General features: G+C 35.8%; 28 protein-coding genes and 1 tRNA gene. 5 read left to right on the top strand and 24 right to left on the bottom strand.

What is annotated here, in order from left to right; genetic code table 11:
• Window positions 1-62: 62 nt before the first annotated feature.
• The 21 genes from GMD78_RS12290 to GMD78_RS12190 all read right to left on the bottom strand — a co-directional run bounded on the left by GMD78_RS12290 (window position 63) and on the right by GMD78_RS12190 (window position 11,754).
• The gene (locus GMD78_RS12290) at window positions 63-704 is read right to left on the bottom strand and encodes a hypothetical protein (protein ID WP_155669113.1); all 642 of its coding nucleotides are present in this window, start codon (window positions 702-704) and stop codon (window positions 63-65) included.
• Window positions 701-895, bottom strand: coding sequence for an XtrA/YqaO family protein (locus GMD78_RS12285; protein ID WP_155669112.1), 195 nt, complete (start codon window positions 893-895; stop codon window positions 701-703). Before GMD78_RS12285 ends, GMD78_RS12290 begins: the two co-directional genes overlap by 4 nt.
• Before the next feature lie 120 nt (window positions 896-1,015).
• Window positions 1,016-1,786 carry a DNA-methyltransferase gene (locus GMD78_RS12280; RefSeq protein WP_155669111.1) on the bottom strand — a complete coding sequence of 257 codons (771 nt, stop codon included), beginning with the start codon at window positions 1,784-1,786 and terminating at the stop codon, window positions 1,016-1,018.
• A gap of 93 nt (window positions 1,787-1,879) precedes the next feature.
• Window positions 1,880-2,587, bottom strand: coding sequence for a hypothetical protein (locus tag GMD78_RS12275; RefSeq protein WP_155669110.1), 708 nt, complete (start codon window positions 2,585-2,587; stop codon window positions 1,880-1,882).
• Between the two features lie 25 nt (window positions 2,588-2,612).
• Window positions 2,613-3,014 (bottom strand): replication terminator protein, encoded by a 402-nt coding sequence (locus GMD78_RS12270; RefSeq protein WP_155669109.1) that lies wholly within the window; start codon window positions 3,012-3,014, stop codon window positions 2,613-2,615.
• Window positions 3,015-3,034: 20 nt separating this feature from the next.
• Window positions 3,035-3,400: a RusA family crossover junction endodeoxyribonuclease gene (locus GMD78_RS12265; RefSeq protein ID WP_155669108.1), complete on the bottom strand. Its 366-nt coding sequence runs from the start codon at window positions 3,398-3,400 to the stop codon at window positions 3,035-3,037.
• Complete coding sequence (fbpA, locus tag GMD78_RS12260) at window positions 3,397-3,603, bottom strand: Fur-regulated basic protein FbpA (protein WP_155669107.1); 207 nt, start codon at window positions 3,601-3,603, stop codon at window positions 3,397-3,399. The genes GMD78_RS12265 and fbpA overlap by 4 nt, the downstream gene beginning before the upstream one ends.
• Window positions 3,596-3,856 (bottom strand): hypothetical protein, encoded by a 261-nt coding sequence (locus tag GMD78_RS12255; RefSeq protein WP_155669106.1) that lies wholly within the window; start codon window positions 3,854-3,856, stop codon window positions 3,596-3,598. Before GMD78_RS12255 ends, fbpA begins: the two co-directional genes overlap by 8 nt.
• Window positions 3,853-4,782, bottom strand: coding sequence for a Lin1244/Lin1753 domain-containing protein (locus GMD78_RS21370; protein ID WP_196493801.1), 930 nt, complete (start codon window positions 4,780-4,782; stop codon window positions 3,853-3,855). The genes GMD78_RS12255 and GMD78_RS21370 overlap by 4 nt, the downstream gene beginning before the upstream one ends.
• 15 nt (window positions 4,783-4,797) lie before the next feature.
• On the bottom strand, window positions 4,798-5,499 hold the full coding sequence (locus GMD78_RS12245) for an MBL fold metallo-hydrolase (RefSeq protein ID WP_155669105.1): 702 nt from the start codon (window positions 5,497-5,499) through the stop codon (window positions 4,798-4,800).
• Entirely contained in the window at window positions 5,499-6,437 is a 939-nt protein-coding gene (locus GMD78_RS12240) for a recombinase RecT (RefSeq protein ID WP_155669104.1), read from the bottom strand. Before GMD78_RS12240 ends, GMD78_RS12245 begins: the two co-directional genes overlap by 1 nt.
• A complete protein-coding gene (locus GMD78_RS12235; RefSeq protein WP_155669103.1) occupies window positions 6,430-6,630 on the bottom strand; it encodes a hypothetical protein in 201 nt (66 codons plus the stop codon). The genes GMD78_RS12240 and GMD78_RS12235 overlap by 8 nt, the downstream gene beginning before the upstream one ends.
• Entirely contained in the window at window positions 6,631-8,682 is a 2,052-nt protein-coding gene (locus GMD78_RS12230) for an AAA family ATPase (protein WP_196493800.1), read from the bottom strand.
• An 88-nt stretch (window positions 8,683-8,770) separates the two neighbouring features.
• Window positions 8,771-9,016: a hypothetical protein gene (locus GMD78_RS12225; protein WP_155669101.1), complete on the bottom strand. Its 246-nt coding sequence runs from the start codon at window positions 9,014-9,016 to the stop codon at window positions 8,771-8,773.
• A 238-nt stretch (window positions 9,017-9,254) separates the two neighbouring features.
• Window positions 9,255-9,479, bottom strand: a complete 225-nt coding sequence (locus GMD78_RS12220) for a hypothetical protein (RefSeq protein WP_155669100.1) — start codon at window positions 9,477-9,479, stop codon at window positions 9,255-9,257.
• Between the two features lie 92 nt (window positions 9,480-9,571).
• A complete protein-coding gene (locus GMD78_RS12215) occupies window positions 9,572-9,847 on the bottom strand; it encodes a hypothetical protein (RefSeq protein ID WP_155669099.1) in 276 nt (91 codons plus the stop codon).
• 79 nt (window positions 9,848-9,926) lie between these two features.
• Complete coding sequence (locus tag GMD78_RS12210) at window positions 9,927-10,193, bottom strand: helix-turn-helix domain-containing protein (protein WP_343042289.1); 267 nt, start codon at window positions 10,191-10,193, stop codon at window positions 9,927-9,929.
• A 108-nt stretch (window positions 10,194-10,301) separates the two neighbouring features.
• Window positions 10,302-10,589, bottom strand: coding sequence for a helix-turn-helix domain-containing protein (locus GMD78_RS12205; RefSeq protein ID WP_155669097.1), 288 nt, complete (start codon window positions 10,587-10,589; stop codon window positions 10,302-10,304).
• Complete coding sequence (locus GMD78_RS12200) at window positions 10,589-11,314, bottom strand: ORF6C domain-containing protein (protein WP_155669204.1); 726 nt, start codon at window positions 11,312-11,314, stop codon at window positions 10,589-10,591. Before GMD78_RS12200 ends, GMD78_RS12205 begins: the two co-directional genes overlap by 1 nt.
• Window positions 11,314-11,517, bottom strand: a complete 204-nt coding sequence (locus tag GMD78_RS12195) for a hypothetical protein (RefSeq protein WP_155669096.1) — start codon at window positions 11,515-11,517, stop codon at window positions 11,314-11,316. Before GMD78_RS12195 ends, GMD78_RS12200 begins: the two co-directional genes overlap by 1 nt.
• Complete coding sequence (locus GMD78_RS12190) at window positions 11,518-11,754, bottom strand: helix-turn-helix transcriptional regulator (RefSeq protein ID WP_155669095.1); 237 nt, start codon at window positions 11,752-11,754, stop codon at window positions 11,518-11,520.
• Window positions 11,755-11,922: 168 nt separating this feature from the next.
• On the opposite strand from GMD78_RS12190, the gene GMD78_RS12185 reads away from it, so the two are divergent.
• The 4 genes from GMD78_RS12185 to GMD78_RS12170 all read left to right on the top strand — a co-directional run bounded on the left by GMD78_RS12185 (window position 11,923) and on the right by GMD78_RS12170 (window position 14,784).
• Window positions 11,923-12,264 (top strand): helix-turn-helix domain-containing protein, encoded by a 342-nt coding sequence (locus GMD78_RS12185; protein WP_155669094.1) that lies wholly within the window; start codon window positions 11,923-11,925, stop codon window positions 12,262-12,264.
• A gap of 57 nt (window positions 12,265-12,321) precedes the next feature.
• Window positions 12,322-13,059, top strand: coding sequence for an Rv1352/Rv1906c domain-containing protein (locus tag GMD78_RS12180; RefSeq protein ID WP_155669093.1), 738 nt, complete (start codon window positions 12,322-12,324; stop codon window positions 13,057-13,059).
• Window positions 13,060-13,139: 80 nt separating this feature from the next.
• The gene (locus GMD78_RS12175; RefSeq protein WP_155669092.1) at window positions 13,140-13,622 is read left to right on the top strand and encodes an ImmA/IrrE family metallo-endopeptidase; all 483 of its coding nucleotides are present in this window, start codon (window positions 13,140-13,142) and stop codon (window positions 13,620-13,622) included.
• Window positions 13,606-14,784: a tyrosine-type recombinase/integrase gene (locus GMD78_RS12170; RefSeq protein ID WP_196493799.1), complete on the top strand. Its 1,179-nt coding sequence runs from the start codon at window positions 13,606-13,608 to the stop codon at window positions 14,782-14,784. The genes GMD78_RS12175 and GMD78_RS12170 overlap by 17 nt, the downstream gene beginning before the upstream one ends.
• 119 nt (window positions 14,785-14,903) lie before the next feature.
• Here the strand turns inward: GMD78_RS12170 and GMD78_RS12165 are convergent.
• Window positions 14,904-14,979, bottom strand: a tRNA-Arg gene (locus GMD78_RS12165).
• A gap of 230 nt (window positions 14,980-15,209) precedes the next feature.
• On the opposite strand from GMD78_RS12165, the gene clpP reads away from it, so the two are divergent.
• Window positions 15,210-15,800, top strand: coding sequence for an ATP-dependent Clp endopeptidase proteolytic subunit ClpP (gene clpP, locus GMD78_RS12160; RefSeq protein WP_155669090.1), 591 nt, complete (start codon window positions 15,210-15,212; stop codon window positions 15,798-15,800).
• Between the two features lie 85 nt (window positions 15,801-15,885).
• Here clpP and GMD78_RS12155 read toward each other — a convergent pair whose 3' ends face one another.
• Together GMD78_RS12155 and whiA are read right to left on the bottom strand one after the other, a co-directional pair.
• Window positions 15,886-16,140 carry an HPr family phosphocarrier protein gene (locus tag GMD78_RS12155; protein WP_155669089.1) on the bottom strand — a complete coding sequence of 85 codons (255 nt, stop codon included), beginning with the start codon at window positions 16,138-16,140 and terminating at the stop codon, window positions 15,886-15,888.
• Window positions 16,141-16,302: 162 nt separating this feature from the next.
• Window positions 16,303-17,253, bottom strand: coding sequence for a DNA-binding protein WhiA (gene whiA / locus GMD78_RS12150; RefSeq protein WP_155669088.1), 951 nt, complete (start codon window positions 17,251-17,253; stop codon window positions 16,303-16,305).
• Window positions 17,254-17,313 lie beyond the last annotated feature (60 nt).

The following is a 17,313-nucleotide window of genomic DNA, read 5'->3' as shown; positions in this document are numbered from 1 at the left end:
TATATTTTCAGCAGTTAACTGGTAGAAACAACATACATGGTAATTTTCTTCAGTTATAGTTTTTAAAAATACTCTTGTACTTTTTCTTTAATCATCTTGTATTTAGAACTTTCTTTGTTTTTATCCAATTTAATATAGTTATTTATGAGTTTTTTCTCATCTAAAGTCATTTGTAAAACTAAGGTAAGATATAATTTATCTTTTTGCGTTCTAGAAATGGTGCTTAGTTGCACCACATTAATTAATGAATATATACAATTGACGTATTGAATTAGATAAGGATTTATTTCATCGTCAATATAATTCTTAGTATCTTTCTCTATAAGAGAATTAAATGCTTTTATTGCTTCCATTCCTTCATATTTTGAAAAGGTCATTCCATTTATAACTTGAATCCTATGTGCATTTATATTAAAAAAAGTAGTTTCTGCCCTTTGTAATTCCATTGTAATTTTTTGTTCCTTAAAAACCTCACGTGTTTCTTCAAATTCTTTTCTTTGCAAGCTTAACTCCTCTTTCTGCATTAAAACACCTGCAAAAACAATCAAAAAACTTGTTGCTGTAATTAATGGACCGATCTGTTCTATATAAGTATTACTAAGGAATTTAGGTAGAAAGAAAACAACAATAAAACCAACTAACCCGAAAAACATTACAATATTGCTAAAGGATAACTTTAAATTCCTTCTATTATTAGACTTCAAAACTCTTCCCCCTCATCAAACTTAACCCTCTTTACCTTCCCTTGATGCGTGATAACTTTCGTCTCACCATGTTCAGGTAAATATGTTAGTTTTGCTTCTCCTTGACAATATACGACAACAAACGGCTTATCTCCTTCTTTTATGTCTAGATTTAGCTGGTGGTTCTCAAAAGGAATTGATTTTAATCTCATCGTACCGCCCCCACTGTTGTTAGTTAGAATGCTTTTTTATAGCAAGTATCACATAGGCAACTTTTCTTGTTTTGTGGTTTCTTACGACATGCTTTGCATGTTTTCAATCATTCTCCCTCCCTAGCTTTGTTTTAGTCGAACATTAGGTAAACCTAACCTATTCCTGTTTTCATTAACCCTTTCTAATCCTTGAATGCAATAATCCTTTTCAAGCTCAAAACCTATCCAATTACGATTTGTGTTGTCACAGGCAACTGCTGTAGTAAATCCACCCATACAATTATCAAGGACCACTTCTCCTTCATTTGTATAAGTTCGAATAATGTATTCAAACAACTCTTCTGGTTTTTGAGTAGGATGAAATGTTTTCCGATCCCTAGGAAACGATATAACAGACTTAGGAAAGTTTTTATACCTAACTACATGTATTTTATTTAATGTTCCATTTCTATCCCCTAGTGCCTGCATATTCGTATTTTTTTTCACTTTTTTAGGTTTAATCTTGATAAGTCCTTGTGGATTGTAAGTTGGTAATTTTCTATAGAAAACACAGATATTCTCGTGATTTTTCAAGGGCATTCGATTTGCGTTCTGAAAACCAGTTACGTGATTTTCTTTCTTCCAAATCCACTCGTATCTAAACCATTTGAAGTTAGACTCGATTAATTTAGTAGTAAATGGCTGACTAGCAGTTAGTACAATGGCACCATTTTCTTTTATTACTCGCTTGTACTGCTCCCATAACGGTTCAAATGGTATAACACTATCCCATGAACAATTTGTAGTTCCATATGGTAAATCACATAGGATCATATCTACTGATCCATCGGGTATATGTTTCATTCCTTCCAGACAATCCATGTTATAAATTGTGTTCTGCTTGATTTTCATTTCAATTTCCCCTCTCAATATGATATATTATACCTTGAAGGGAACGTATGTTCTTTCTTTTGTTAAGGGCTCAACTAAGAGCCCTTTCGCTTATTAACCAATAATAGTTACTGTTCCTTCTGCGAGTTTGTCACTTAATTCTGCGTTCAGATACTCTTTAATCTGATCAATAGCATGTATTTTCCATGCCCCTCCATCTGCTTCGAATAAAGCACAACTTGGACCTTTCTGCATTCGGAATACAAAATCACTTTCGGGTTGAGCGATTTCAGTGAAAGTTCTGAATGGTGCAAGGGTTACTGGATTAGGTACTTCTACATTACCTACAGATGCTACACCTGTTCTTGCTACTACGGATTGACTAACTCCGTCATCACCAAATGTTTTCACATTGTCTTCTTTGATGTTCCCAACCAATTTCAATATCACTTTACGGTCCTCGTTATTTACAAATACTGATTGAAGTTTAATATTAAATTCTTCAGTGTCATACCAATTATCAAAACGAAATCTAGGCGTTAAAGCTTCAGCCACTAAATACTCATCTCGACGTTGATCTATATTCAGGGCAGATGATACAGAGACTCTTGTAGGGTTTTCCACATGAATCATCAATTCTTCTTCGGTATCAAAGTTAGATTTCACATACTCTACTAAACTAGTTAAAGTGTGTACTTCAAATGGTGAAGCAACCGGTTCTCTTAGTACATACAAATCTTTATCTGAATATTGCTGCCCATTTACTTCGTGGATTTCTGCTTTTCCTAAACTTAAAACATACTGCATTGCTTCTTTAATCATTTTTCATTCCTCCAATTCTTAAATCTTAATTTGATTGATTTCTAAAACTAATTACTTTTTCTGCTGGTTGTTCAACTACTTTTTCACCTGTGTCTTCCGCTACGTCACCATCATCGTCAACAAACATCTGACCTTTTACTCCCGATTTCAATTCCTTACCAATGATATTTCCGTTAGTGTCAGCACCCATAAGAATTTTCGTATCCACTTCTTTCGCTGGTAATAACTTCGATTTGGCAACTACAGCTGCGTTTACTACATCTCTCCTTTCATCTCCGTAAACTTTAACCTGGACTGTTAAAGTTCTAGCCTTCTTTGGATCCGTATTAGGATCAGCGATGTTATCAAGAATTTTTTGGATCTCCTCATTAAATCGTGCTGCTAATGCTCCTTCTGCAAATTCGTTTAAATCAATCATGTATTCCATAGTTCTTCCTCCTTTGGGATTTATATTTTCATTGGTACTAACTCATATATCTGTATTTCTGCTCTTTCTTCATCCTTAGAGCTTTCTATTTTCTCAACATCAATTTTCTTAATTTGTCGATCATCTTCATAAACAATCTTGTTCAAACTGTCAGTAATCGCTTTAAAATAGTTGTCTATATCACCTTGATTCCCACCAGCTAAATAAAGCTTTAGTTTTACTTCAATTGGCTTTCTAGAAGGCTTTTCTTTCAAATGTTGCTTAGCAATCCAACCCACTTTCGTTTTGTACTGCAGGTACCGAATAGCGTATTTATTAACGTGTTTGCTCTTTTTCGTCATCCGTACAGCTGGAACTGGTCTGCCTGGTATTGTTAGTTCGATCATTTTAATTCACCCTGAGCCTGCTTTATATTAGCCATCCTACATTTCTCATTGACGTGAACATGTTCCAAAGTAAATAAACTAACATCCTCTAAGTTTCTACCATCAGGAGTTTCATAGACTCCCATTCGATATAAGCTATTAATTAAATCTGTTCTTCTATCTTGTATATATCGCTGACGCTGTTTTTCTACAATGTCATTCATTCTGATTCCTCCTATGAGCAAATGCCCTAGTAATCTTTTTTTCATCCGCCTGGTGCAGAAGCGCCATGATGATTTCCATAACTGGACGATTAAATGTTTCTGCAATGTCTTCTACACAATAGCCTTCATGGTAGAGTTCCGTTATTTCTTGTAGCAAATCCCATGAGAAAGCATCTTCGTACTTCGCCAACACTCGAATGATTCCTCCGTTAACATTGCTCTTACTCCGTTTCTTACGCTCAATAACGGTCACGATCCACCACTCGCTTTGCTTGTATAACTGTTTATTATGGCTTGTACATCTTCCTCAGTTTCGTTAGGTTTCGGTAGATTGTTAGATTGTTTTTTACGATTGCGGAACCAGTCTGGAACTACTTCTTGGGATTGTTTCCCTTGAAATCTATTAGCCTGTTGATTTTGAAACTGAACCTCTTCCGCTTTAGCTTGATCAATTGTTTTAATACCTTTTTGGTGCCATGACTTTAAAATACTCTCAGCATATCCCCAGTTAGCCTTGTTACGATTCAATGCACGGTCTATGGCTTCAATTACCATTTCATCTCCAACGTCTTTAATCCATGAAAGTATTTTGTCTGAAATACTAGGCTTTATCATTCCGATATTTTGCTGATAAAAAACAATGGCATCAGAAGTTGTTGCTGGTGGTTCAATTTCTTCTACTTTCTCTTTACTTTCCTTTACTTTCCTTTCCTCTACTTTCCTTTGTGTACTAATGTTGTCATTTATCGAGTTAATGTTGACAATAACTAAGTTTTTGTATGAGTTAACCTCTTTTTTATCCATTAGAAGGTAATTCTCACTGATTTCAACTCGCTTTCTTCGAGAAGATGCTTCCAAATATCGCTTTTGAATCCCTTTAGAACTAAGGATTTGGTGTTTTTGATATAGGGACTCAGAAAATAAACCCCATTTCAGACAATCATTAATGATGTCATTAACTTTATTAATGTTGACATTAACTCTCCTAGAGAATAATAATTGTTCCTTTTCTCCCCACTGATAGAAATAACTGTTGTCATAGATTTTCATTAATATCTTGATAACTACACCAAAACCTTCTAGTCCATGATTGGCTTCAATTAATGCGATTTTGTCATCTTGATCTATGTCAACATCTAGTGGGAAGTAATCAAGACCTTCTTTTATGGGTCTAACCATTACCTCACCTCCAACTCATGCGATGTAAACTACTTTTCCTGTAAGTTCCTGAATTTCTCTTTTGAATAAAGCTTCGTCACTATTACTATCTGATAGATGCAGCAAGTGGATCTCCTGCACCTTGGATAAATCATTAGCTTTCAAAAACTCTTTTACGTTCTCTAAACTAAAATGCGACCTAATTAAACGCTTTTTCATGACTTTTGGTGTTATACCTTCGATGATGTTTTGATTAAGTATTTCTGCGCTATAATTACACTCAATTAAAAGATGTGTTAAGCCTTTGAATTTGTACCGAATGTAATAGGTATCTGTAGCAAATAGAAGCTTCTCTCCTGCGTTATTTTGTAGCAAAAATCCGTATGGTTCCGATACATCGTGTTGAACATCAAACGGTAATATGTTCCATGTACCGATACTAAATTGCTTCTTAGCTTGTACAGTGTTAATTCTGTGGTGTTCTATCCCTATTGCTTCTTTTGTACCTGGCGACATATAAGTGTTTATTCCTGCTCTTAGAACATCGTTTAAACCTCCACAATGGTCTTTATGCTCATGCGTGATTAAACACCCTGCTAGATTGCTAGTATTGAATTCCAGTGCTTTCCTAATATCTTTGAATGGTATTCCGCATTCCAAAAGGATTTGGGTATGCCCATCATCAATGTGATAGGCATTCCCTTTACTTCCAGAAGCTAGTGTTTTAATTTGAATCATTAGAACGATGGTCCTCCTGCAGTAACCGGTTCTTTTTCTTCCATTTGGTCCATGGCTTGATCAACATTTAATTGTTCTTCTTGTGCCTGTTCTTGTTTAGGAGCTTGTTCCGGTTCATCTACCTCTGTAGCTTCAATATCGATATACTCTGAATTAGCATTTTCACTTATCTCTTGTTGTGCTTGAGCTTCTTCAACTGCTTCATCCGTCTGATTAAAGTGATTGATGACTAGACTGCTATCATCACTTGAATTGATGTATCTTTTACAAGCACGATTGATCACTGTTTTCTTAGCCATTTCTTGTTTAAACTCATCATGTGTGGATCCTTTTCTCTCTACTGTTTGATCTTTGCCCCACATTTGGGATTTAGACCACGCTTGGCGAATTTCATCCATTGTCATTAGCTCTGTGTATGTTTCGCCTTCTCCAAAATCAATGATGCAGTAAGCTCCAGTGATTTTTTCTTTATTAATGTTCCCAAACTGTTGTTTGTGCGAAAGATTCTTGATCTTACCATTAACCATTTCATAATCAACATCATCACCTTCGTAGATAACTGCTGCATCAATTGACTTAGCACCAGTAACTCTTTTCGTAACAGCCATTGTGCCGAAATAAGAACGTTGGAAGGTTAGAGACTTACCATAGGCTATGAAATAACCTTGGTTTTTCGCTGGGTTAAGACCTTGGACGACCATATTAAGCAAGGAATTGGCAACACTATCTTTTGTGCAATGCTCTAGTACTGGAACATAAGTATTACCGCTCTTAGCCTTTACTTCTTGCAATTTCAACCATGCGCTTTTCATTGCATTTTCTGGTGAATAGTTAGCAGGGAAATGAAGTTCCCCTGCCTCCTGGAATTGTTTAACCTTTTCCGCTACAACATCGACTGTATCTTTCTTGATCATTGCTAATTGATTTTGATTACTCATTTGTTGGTTCCTCCTCAACGATAATATCTGTATTTACCTCATTTACAGTAGTGTGGCTTTCTTTTGAAAACGATTCTTTAAATACTTGCGGACCCATTTTCCGTAAGTTTTGCATCGCTTCTTGCGCATCTTTTCCTATTACGTAATAAACATTTTCGGTCTCCGTAACTTCTACAATTCTATAATTTGGCAATTACGCCACCCCAACTTTCGCTTTACTCTCGACTCTTAATTGTTTATTCTTATCATCCCAAGCCTTCTCTGCCTCTTCATATCTTCCGTATTCTCTGATTAGAGCCTTTTGAGCACTACTATCTAGGTCCTTGAATCTAGGTGGCTTAACTAGGAGAATCAATTGAGAACCGATTTCCGGAAAATCTGATACACCTTCAGCGTTATCAACGAATATCGGAGCTTGTACACCGTAATGTTCAGATAGTGTGTTGATGATATCTAGACCGACATTTATTTTAGCTGCGTTGTTTAGACCTGAACTGTAAGGAACACCTTCATAAGTTGTTTCGCATATTTCCTCAAGTCCACCATTAATGTTTTCTTTGAAGAGATTAAATCGAGCATATTTGAACTTGCTATTGATCTTCTCTTCCAGAAGATTTACTTTCGTGCGAATAAACTCTTCTGCTAAATACAATTCTTCTTCTGTCTTATCGAATTCTGCTGCAAGAGTTCTTTCTTGTTCTTCCAGTTCAGCTATACGTTTTTTAGATCTTTCATGTTGTTCAAGTTTACTTAGATCAATTTGCAAATTATTTTGTTGTTCTTTTAGTGGATTGATTTCATTCTGAACTGAATGAACCGACTCCTGTACGGATTCTTGAATCTCTACAATTTGTTGTTCTATAGCTTGTCTCTCCTGCATAAGCTTGTTGTAGTTAGGGTTTTCAGTGATTGGCTGGACGTTGCTTTCAGCCTCAGTGATTTTGGATTCAAACTTTTTAATTTCTTGTTGCTTCTCCTCGATTTGAAGATTGAGTTTATCAATTTCTGCTTCAATACCAACGTTTTCTTGCTTGATAGACTCTTGTCTTTTTTTGAGATCAGTACCCTTGTTGTTAATCGTTTCAAGTAATCTAGATTTATCACGATTAAACTTGGTAGCAATCTCTGTCACTTGTTCCTGTGGTAACTCCTGTTCACATGTAGGACACTTGCAATTTGCTTCATGATCAAACTCAAGAGCATTTTGTTCTTGCCACTGTTTACGTAATTCATCCATCTGTGCTTCTAAATCTCTAATCGTTGATTCATTCATCGATTTACGCTGCTCGTTATTTCTAACCTTTGACTGTAAGATGCTTACATTCGATTGTTCTTCTTGGTGACGTGATCGAAGCTTGTACAGTTCTTCTTGCCCTTGTTGAGCATGTTCATTCTTCACGTTAGTGATTTGTAGATTAATATCGCTTATTTGAGTGCGCAGTTTATTAACCTCTCCACCACTCTTAATGTCGTTGATCTGCTGTTGCTTTTCTTCGATTTGATTTCCTAATGTATCTATTTGGGCTTGTAAGTCCAGTTCATCCAATCCACTAACATCTGGTAATCCTCGATGAATTTCATCAATCCGAATAGGAATACGGTCCATCTCTTGATTAATCTCTTTACGTTTAGCAGCAATGACTTTTTTATGGTCCTCAATCGAACGATCACCTAATATAGTTATTAACTTACTAAGCTTTTCATTCGATTGAATAACATCTTCGTCTGTTACATCACCAGCGATTTCTAACAACAAATCTCGACGTTTTTTCCAGTGCAGCTGCTCATTAAAGTAACCTGGGCTAGTTAGTAGCTTAAATATCTCTTCGTCAACTAATGAAGCGACCTTATCAACGTATTCTTTTTTCTTACTTGGTACACCATCAATGTAATAATCTGTGGTATGGCCTGAAAATTCTTGGGTAATGGATCCGCGTTTCTTGGTCCATTTTTCGCTGAACACTTTTTTTAGAGATAGTTTTTTACTATCAACCAAAAACGTTGCTTCCACTTCATGATTTAACTTGTGAAGTACCTTTCCGTTTTGTAGCGTTTTGATTTGGAAGTCCTTTTTGTTCTGACTATCCTTATCGAATAGTATCCATACAAATGCATCAAATAGGCTTGTCTTCCCTGTAGCGTTATCACCGTACACTTTTACATTTTCGCCTTCTGCATTTAACTCAAATTGTTTAATACCCTTGAAGTTGGTTAATACTAAGTTCAGTAATTTGATTTGTTTCATTGTTAATTCTCCCTCCATATTGATAAAATGGGGATATTCGCTTATAATGGGTGTAGAAGAATAAAGCGAATATCCGATGGCCAGTTGCTCAGCTGGTCATTTTTTCTGTCCCAAATAACACATTGTGATAGAAGTCTTCTGATACAATCGCAAAATACTGTAGACCGTTTGCTTCGAAACTCAATTGAAACTTGCCTGTAGATGTTATGGTTGTTTCGTATATCACGTGGTGTTTGGTTATCACTGAAAAAAACATTTCTTCATCGATCAACATTTCATTTCTCCATAAATGCTGAACCGAATTAGATTCGACCTTTAATTCTGGTATATCCATAAGGACCCTCCTTTCCTATGTATTTCACTTTCAACAGCAGGTAACGAACGCGCTGTAGGTGCTTGTCACACCTTTAGCAAGTACGAACGTAAGCAATGAAAGGGGGAGATGGAACCTTTCACGCTCGTACCCACTAAAGGAAGGACAAACGTCCTTGCCTTTTCGTGTTTTCAGGTGTTATAATTTATTTAGCTAATAGATTGCTCACGTTGCCGCGTGAGTTATTTTTTTATCTTTTTTAATACCAAGTTCCATCTGCTGCATAGCGCCACCAATCCCCACTTTTGTAATAAACTTCTAAACATCTTTCTTTTACATTTCTTCTTACTCTGACAATGTCTGATAAAGTGAATTTCTTTCTTTCGTCTAATCCCATGCTACGATTATGATTAGCGTAGACTTCCATGAGTAATTGATATTCAGAGTCTGATAAATGTTTAGCTAATGGCAATTTTTTGCTCATGCAATCCCTCCTAACTATTAATCAAAGCTAAATACAAGAATAAAAGTGTTATTACAAAGCCAATTCGATAGGTCCATTTCGACTCACGAATCTTATTGATCATGATGAACTCTCCTAATGATCTGAACTGGAATACCTGCTGCATTTAAACTCTGTACAATTGCATTATGCCGATCTATGCAAATCTTTTTATCCGCTAGTTTAGATAATTCATTTAGCGACTTTTGAGCATCTGTCATTCGATGCATTGCCATTGCGAAGTTACCATGCTTGTAATGTACATCCGCTAACTCCCTACATTCCTCGTAACATCTTTGATGTTTAGTTGCTTCTGCAATGTCGTTTGGTAGAAAACGTTCTGAATTCATGCCATACCTCCTAAATGATTGATAATGATAAAGAATAGTAGTATCAAACCTAAAACTGCTACTGAGCTTGTACTGTCTGTCATAAGAGACCTCCTAGAATAATAGTTCCAACCATTTGCATTCCATCAATAATAGAGACTGGATCCAAGCCATTCACAAATGCGATTAGTACATCTTGTGCTTGAGTTGATCTACACCAATTAATTAAGTCTTCAGCTGATAATTTCATTTTGTCTCGCTCCAATTTCGAAATATTACTGCGAGCTATATGTAATTTCTCAGCCAGTTCTTCTTGACTTAGTCCAGCTCCCTTCCTCATTCTTCGTAAGACTGCTCCAAATTGCACCGTATTCACCCTCCTTTCTGTTCTTAAGATGAACATGTTCAAGCGGTGAACAGTATTTCTATGAAGTTTGTATTATTATGAAATTACCGACCTCCACTCGGTAGATTGTTAGATTGCTTTTTGATTTGTTTGCTGATCTATCCAGTTCATAAGTGCTGTGTATGGTATGCGGATTTTATGACCTTCCCTTATTGCAGGGAAGCCGTTGTTTTCTGATTGCCTACAGAGTTCGTAAGTAGCTGTTTTTCCAATCCTTAGAATTTCGGCTGCCTCTGGTACTGTTAGAAATCTTGGTGCTTCATGGTAGCCGTGTGATTCTAGTAATCGTTTGATGTTGTCTAAGTGTTTTTCGTTTTCTTCTTGAATGATTTGTCGTATGGTGTCTTCGAAGGTCATTAGATCACCTCGCGAATTGTTTGTTGATTATTAGCATTTTCAATTTCAATCCTTAACGCTGTAGACGGTTGCCACATACCGATGAATCTTAGACCATCTTCAAATTGTTTTTTAGGTAAATCACCGTACCTTGGTAAACCAAAGTGATTTTTAAATTCACGCCAGAACTCCGAGAAAGCTTTACGGCTAAGTTGCTCATATGCTGGAGCTTTTTTACCACCAAGCGATTCGATCACAACATGATTTGCTTTTCTTCTGATATGAAATTCTTGCCCGCCGTCTATGCGCATGTTTTCTTCTAGATTGGTAATTCGTTCGTCATGCTGTTGAGTTTTTTCTTCAAGTTCTAGGGAAAGTTTTAACATTTCAATGCGCTGTTCTTTTTCTGTTAGTACTTTAGGTTTTTGTAATTCCTTTTCCATTTCTTCAAAACGTGTTACATATTCAGCGGTAAAAAGAACACCTTTTTGGCCAGTCATTTTGTTTGCTATCATGTCACAACCTTTGCGAGTAACTAAATAGCAAGGTAGCACCTTGTTTTGACTGTTTCTATAAGTAGATTCAATAAAGAAATCGGACTGGGCGAAATCGCCCTCTCCTAAAATTTCTATATAACCACGAATTGTTTTCAGTAATTCGTTGTGTTGTCGATCAACCATTCCAGCAACTTCTGTGCTACTTGTTACGAGTTGACCATTGAATGAAATAACTTTTAATTGATTCATCAAGATACCTCCCCAAGTTTTATGATGTTTTTGTAAAGATGGAAATCCCATTTATCTTTTGGGTTAATCGTTATCTGTTGTCCGATTCTGAATAAGCCATACTTGAATGCTCTAATGACTTTTATAGAATCGGATCGATTAAGAATTTTGTTTCTAACTTGGACTTTTACATAACCAACACGTTTGAAAGTTAATTGATCCAATTAAACTACCTCCTGTTTCGTTTTAGTTTGAGAAACTTGTACTTTGTGACCAAATAAATAAACAACATCCTTTTCTAATATCTTAGAGATCTCGATGGCAGTTGACAAAGTTGGAGTTGAATGACCATTCTCCCAATTGGCGACTGATTGTTTTCCTTTAAACCCTAGCATTTGCGCCAATTGTGTCTGATTAAGATGTTTTTGCTTACGGGCTTCAATCAGCCTTTGATTCTTCATATAAGCACCCCCTCAAAAGTATGAATATCTTGTACTGTAACCTCAGTATAAGTACAAGTAACTTGAATGTCAATACTTTTTGTACAATTTTTTCATACTTTTATACAAAGGTGCATATTTATCTAGTACAATGTACTTGTACTTAAATGCGATAAGGGGATATATTCTATGTTTGCAAAAAGATTAAGATATATTAGAAAGCTACGTCAGTTATCTCAAGAGGAATTAGGTAAGAAAATTAATTCAACCAAAAGCACTATTAGTAATTACGAAAATGAGTATAGCACCCCATCTAATGATGTTCTAAGAGATTTAGCTAATGTGTTAGACACAACTACAGACTACCTTTTAGGACGGTCTGATGCCCCTAATAGATCAGAGGAAGAATCATTCCAAGAGTTTATTAATGATCCTGATCTACAACGTTGGTATAAAGAATTGCCTAAATCTAAAGAAGAGGATCTGCGAAGATTACGAAAGATCTGGGAAGCTTTTAAGGAAGAAGATTAATTTGTTTACAACATTGATTTTACATATAGATAAAAATTATTAAGGGGAGAGATTAGAATGGCTGAAAAAGTCAAAAAACCATTTTATAAGAAGTGGTGGGTTTGGTTAATTGCAGTTATTATTTTTATTGCAATAATAACTCCAGGAGAAGATGATTCAGAAACAGCTTCAACAGATGACAATACAGAGGTTGAGTCTAATGAATCAACTAATGATTCAGATGAAGATGAAGCAGGTGAACCAGAAGAAACAGAAGAAGAAGAGACAGAAGAAGCTTCTAGTGATGTTGAAGAGAGTGAACCAGAAGATGAAAATAAAATTGAATCCGGCACTTATAAAGTAGGGGAAGATATTCCTGCAGGTGAATATCTAGTATTCGCAGAAAGTATGGGATACATAGAGAGTGCTTCCGATAGTACAGGGGATTTAGATAGCATTGTTTTTAATGACAACCTAATGAATGGAGCACATTCATATGTAACACTAAATGAAGGAGAATATTTTAAACTTCAAGGCGCAGTAATGTATCCAGTTGATTCAGCTCCTTCTGTGACTCCTGAAGATGGAGTATACACGGATGGAATGTACAAAGTCGGTCAAGATATCCCTGCTGGGGAATATAAAGTGTTACTAAATGAGAGCTCAGCAGCTGGTATGGGTTACTTAGAAGTAAGCACAGATAGCAGACATCAATTAGAAAGTATTGTTACGAATGACAATGTTCAAGCAGATACTTATATTACTGTATCGGAAGGGCAGTATTTGAAACTTCAAGACCTAACTATAGAAAACTAATAGAAATTTAGGTGTACAGTAACTGTGCACCCCTCTTTTTAACTAAAAACAGAACACACATTCGTAATTAGGGGGAGCCAATGTTTACTTACAATCGTACAGAGGACTATATACAGCAATTTTTACATTCTATTTATATTACCGAACCTCACCAATTAACTATCAGATATATAACGAAGATCATTAAACTTCCAGTACGATTCTGGGAGTTCACAAGCGAGGTTGTTTACAGTAAAGGAAAATACATTATGTTTCTTGAAGAAACAGCCCCTCTACAAAAACAATGGCAGGATTTTGGACATGAATTATGTCACGTCTTATGGCATGTAGGAAGACAAGAATACTTGCCGAATGACTTTTTAAAACCTCAGGAATGGCAAGCAAATCACTTCGCCTACCACTTCTGTGTACCGACTTTTATGTTGGAGCAAATAAGGAATCCAAATGTTAACGAAATTATGTACCTTTTTAATGTTGATAGACAATTTGCTACAAGACGGTTAGAAATGTATCAAAGTAAATTTAATTATATAGGAGGATATGAATATGCGAGGTCATATTAGGAAGAGAGGTAATAAGTACGCAATTGTGATTGACATCGGTCGTGATCACAAAAACAAAAGAAAACAAAAATGGTTTAGTGGGTACGAAAGAAGAAAAGATGCAGAAAAAGATTTGCCAAAGATCATAAATAAATTAGAAAAAGGCTACAAGGACCCTGCTGACATGACTATGGAGGAATACTTTAATCAATGGTTAGATCGTAAAAAGAGTACAGTTGCACCTGGTACTTATGAACATTATGAATCCTACATGAGAAAACACATTATTCCGGGGTTAGGCACTTGGAAAGTAAGCAAACTGGAATCACATCATGTTGAATCGTTTTTAATTGACCTCAACAACAAAAAGGTCCCAAACAGTGATAAGGTTATCTCCCAACGAACCAAAAAACATATCTATAGAATCCTCTCGAGCGCATTAAAAAAAGGTAAACGTTACGGTATCAAAGAAGGTATTATGGAAGATATAGAAGCTCCTAAGGTAGATAGAAAGGAAATTGAATATTGGACTGAGGATGAAGTGCAATCTTTTATGAGTAATCTTAAAAGCAAGAATCATGCATTGCCTATAATACTTGCTTTAGCTACAGGTATGCGTAGAGGAGAAATTTTAGGCTTAAGATGGTCACACGTTGATTTTGACAAGAAAAAGATATCTGTCTACCAACAACTTAAAAAAGATGATACAGGTGAGTGGAAGCTATCTCCTCAGCTTAAAACATCAACTAGTTATCGTACAATAGATATTGATGATGACACAATTGAGATATTAAAAGATCACAAAAGGCAGCAGGAAAAAGATAAAATGAAATGTGGCCCAGACTATGAGGACCGTAATTTAGTATGTTGTACTTCAACTGGAGGAGTTATAAGACCTACCTATTTAAGAACAGTGTTTAATCGTACAATTGAAAAAAGTGGCGTAAAAGATATTAGTTTTCATGGGTTAAGGCACACTCATGCTACTTTGTTACTACGAGCTGGGGTACATCCGAAAGTAGTTCAAGAAAGATTAGGTCATAGATCTATCCAAACGACATTAGATACGTACTCGCATATTATTCCCGGAATTCAAGAAGTTGCTGCAACAAGTATCCAAAAATCACTTTATAAGAAAAAAGAAAGTAAGCCAGAAAATGTGTTTTCGATTGTTAAAAACTAGGCTTAAAATTCATTTCGAAACTCGAAGGTTTGCAATTCGTTTGCAAAGTGGTATTTTTACATGAAAATAGCAAGGGAAGAAAATCACTTCTATCCCTTGCTTTTATTGACTTTTTGGTACGCGCCCAGAGGGATTCGAACCCCCGGCAAACCTGGTACCGGAAACCAGTGCTCTATCCAGCTGAGCTATGGGCGCATATAGATTAAATTGGACACATACGCTATTATAACGCGTTACGTTTGCTTAGACAAGTATTTTCTGGTCTACAGGTTTAATTTTCCAATGTTCCGGGTATGATGGGAAGTGTACTTTAATACATAAGGAAATTTGTCAAACGTTTTTGTTTGACCTTCATTGACCTTTTAGTTATGATAAAAATAGATCCAAATTAAATGGATGAACGTATAGAATAAGGAGGATTTACTATGAATTTGATACCTACAGTTATTGAACAAACAAACCGTGGAGAGCGCGCATATGATATTTACTCTCGTTTATTAAAAGACCGTATTATTATGCTAGGAAGTGCCATTGATGATAATGTTGCTAACTCAATTGTAGCACAATTACTTTTCCTAGAAGCTGAAGACCCTGAGAAGGATATTTCTTTATACATTAACTCACCAGGTGGATCCATCACAGCAGGTATGGCAATTTATGATACTATGCAGTTCATTAAAGCAGATGTCTCCACAATTTGTACTGGTATGGCAGCATCCATGGGTGCATTCCTATTAGCTGCTGGTGAAAAAGGTAAGCGTTTCGCACTACCAAACAGTGAAGTAATGATTCACCAACCATTAGGTGGTACACAAGGTCAAGCAACAGATATTGAAATTCATGCAAAACGTATTATTGAAATGAAAAGAAAAATGAATGAAATCCTTGCTGAAAGAACTGGTCAACCAATCGAAGTAATTGAAGCAGATACAGAACGTGATAATTTCATGACTGCTGAAAAAGCTGTAAATTATGGATTAATTGACCGCATTTTAACTCGTAAAGCAGATCAATAATAATTGAATGGTTCTAGCGCATTTCACGCTAGAACCATTTTTTTGTTATAATTATGTTATTTATTTCACAAATAAGTGTATGAACTTAATCCCCCTGGACAAATGAAACCAAATGATTAATCGCTTCTTCCTCATCTGAACCATCAGCAATTAACGTGATCGTCTCTCCTGTCGTAATTGCTAAACTCATCAACCCCATAATGCTTTTAGCATTTACTTTACGTTCTTCTTTTTCTAGAAATAAATTCGCTGAATAGCGATTTGCTTCTTGAACAAATTGCGCAGCTGGTCTGGCTTGTAGCCCTGTTTCTAACTCAACTTTTACAGTCCTCTCAACCAAATCTCTCATCCCCTTTTAATAGTAAGCGTTAACATAAGAAGTTAAAAAGTTGGCTAATCATCTCGGAAGACATTAGCCATTATTGTTTCAAAACATATAGAATATTCCATTCTATAAATTAACGTAATTATATCATGAATTTTGGGGGAATCAAACAAAATTTTATTGTAAATTTACTTCCCCTTGTTTAAGCTTTTCAGCGAACTCATCAATCTTTTTTAATCGATGGTTTACACCAGATTTAGATATTTTTCCCCCAGAAACTAGTTCTCCTAATTCCTTCAATGAAACATCTTCATGTTGCATTCGTAAAACTGCAATTTCTCTTAGCTTTTCTGGCAAAGCCTCTAATCCAACCGTTCTTTCGATAAATTGAATGTTTTCAATTTGGCGAAAAGCAGCTCCAATTGTCTTGTTTAAGTTTGCTGTCTCACAATTAACCAATCTGTTTACAGAGTTACGCATGTCGCGAACAATTCGAACATCCTCAAATTTAAATAAAGCGTTATGCGCCCCAATAATGCTTAGAAACTCTGTTATTTTTTCCGCTTCTTTCATATACACAATAAAGCCCTTTTTACGCTCTAATTGTCTAGCATGTAATCGATAAGAGTTTAACAGATCACATAGCGCATTATTATGTTCTTCGTGAATATTAGAGATTTCTAAGTGGTAGGAAGAAGTTTCGGGATTATTAATCGAACCGCCCGCTAAAAACGCTCCACGTAAATAGGCACGTTTACAGCAGTCCTTCTTTAGATATTTCTCTGAGATTGTCCGAACAAAAGAGAAAGTACCTTGGAGGATATCCAAATCTGCTAATATTTTATCAACACTATTTTTCATCCGAACAATGTACACATTATTTTTCTTTAGCTTCATCTTTTTACGTACAAGGAGTTCTACTGGATAGGGATAATTCTCTTTTACTAAAATATATATTCTTCTCGCAATAGCAGCATTTTCTGTTTGTACATCTAGTATGTACCTTTGTTGTGAACCTAAAGAAATAGTCCCATTCATTCGTATCAATGCCGCAAGCTCTGCGTGGGAACAGCATGCATCAACTTCAATGGTTGTTAATTCCTTTTTTATTTCCGAAGCAAAAGACATACGCTCCCCTCCTTTACCTATTAAATTTACACATACCCAATGGGCAGCACGCTACCTCAT

Source organism: Ornithinibacillus caprae (assembly GCF_009728145.1).
Classification (GTDB): domain Bacteria; phylum Bacillota; class Bacilli; order Bacillales; family Amphibacillaceae; genus Ornithinibacillus; species Ornithinibacillus caprae.
The sequence above is the reverse complement of the archived record's forward strand: the minus strand, read 5'-3'. Positions and strand labels throughout refer to the sequence as shown.

Excerpts from the sequence above, each read along its gene's own strand:
- GMD78_RS12285 (WP_155669112.1), bottom strand. The coding sequence starts at position 895 with ATGAGATTAAAATCAATTCCTTTTGAGAACCACCAGCTAAATCTAGAC.
- GMD78_RS12280 (WP_155669111.1), bottom strand. The coding sequence starts at position 1,786 with ATGAAAATCAAGCAGAACACAATTTATAACATGGATTGTCTGGAAGGA.
- GMD78_RS12275 (WP_155669110.1), bottom strand. The coding sequence starts at position 2,587 with ATGATTAAAGAAGCAATGCAGTATGTTTTAAGTTTAGGAAAAGCAGAA.
- GMD78_RS12270 (WP_155669109.1), bottom strand. The coding sequence starts at position 3,014 with ATGGAATACATGATTGATTTAAACGAATTTGCAGAAGGAGCATTAGCA.
- GMD78_RS12265 (WP_155669108.1), bottom strand. The coding sequence starts at position 3,400 with ATGATCGAACTAACAATACCAGGCAGACCAGTTCCAGCTGTACGGATG.
- fbpA (WP_155669107.1), bottom strand. The coding sequence starts at position 3,603 with ATGAATGACATTGTAGAAAAACAGCGTCAGCGATATATACAAGATAGA.
- GMD78_RS21370 (WP_196493801.1), bottom strand. The coding sequence starts at position 4,782 with ATGGTTAGACCCATAAAAGAAGGTCTTGATTACTTCCCACTAGATGTT.
- GMD78_RS12245 (WP_155669105.1), bottom strand. The coding sequence starts at position 5,499 with ATGATTCAAATTAAAACACTAGCTTCTGGAAGTAAAGGGAATGCCTAT.
- GMD78_RS12240 (WP_155669104.1), bottom strand. The coding sequence starts at position 6,437 with ATGAGTAATCAAAATCAATTAGCAATGATCAAGAAAGATACAGTCGAT.
- GMD78_RS12230 (WP_196493800.1), bottom strand. The coding sequence starts at position 8,682 with ATGAAACAAATCAAATTACTGAACTTAGTATTAACCAACTTCAAGGGT.
- GMD78_RS12225 (WP_155669101.1), bottom strand. The coding sequence starts at position 9,016 with ATGGATATACCAGAATTAAAGGTCGAATCTAATTCGGTTCAGCATTTA.
- GMD78_RS12220 (WP_155669100.1), bottom strand. The coding sequence starts at position 9,479 with ATGAGCAAAAAATTGCCATTAGCTAAACATTTATCAGACTCTGAATAT.
- GMD78_RS12215 (WP_155669099.1), bottom strand. The coding sequence starts at position 9,847 with ATGAATTCAGAACGTTTTCTACCAAACGACATTGCAGAAGCAACTAAA.
- GMD78_RS12205 (WP_155669097.1), bottom strand. The coding sequence starts at position 10,589 with ATGACCTTCGAAGACACCATACGACAAATCATTCAAGAAGAAAACGAA.
- GMD78_RS12200 (WP_155669204.1), bottom strand. The coding sequence starts at position 11,314 with ATGAATCAATTAAAAGTTATTTCATTCAATGGTCAACTCGTAACAAGT.
- GMD78_RS12190 (WP_155669095.1), bottom strand. The coding sequence starts at position 11,754 with ATGAAGAATCAAAGGCTGATTGAAGCCCGTAAGCAAAAACATCTTAAT.
- GMD78_RS12185 (WP_155669094.1), top strand. The coding sequence starts at position 11,923 with ATGTTTGCAAAAAGATTAAGATATATTAGAAAGCTACGTCAGTTATCT.
- GMD78_RS12180 (WP_155669093.1), top strand. The coding sequence starts at position 12,322 with ATGGCTGAAAAAGTCAAAAAACCATTTTATAAGAAGTGGTGGGTTTGG.
- GMD78_RS12175 (WP_155669092.1), top strand. The coding sequence starts at position 13,140 with ATGTTTACTTACAATCGTACAGAGGACTATATACAGCAATTTTTACAT.
- GMD78_RS12170 (WP_196493799.1), top strand. The coding sequence starts at position 13,606 with ATGCGAGGTCATATTAGGAAGAGAGGTAATAAGTACGCAATTGTGATT.
- clpP (WP_155669090.1), top strand. The coding sequence starts at position 15,210 with ATGAATTTGATACCTACAGTTATTGAACAAACAAACCGTGGAGAGCGC.
- whiA (WP_155669088.1), bottom strand. The coding sequence starts at position 17,253 with ATGTCTTTTGCTTCGGAAATAAAAAAGGAATTAACAACCATTGAAGTT.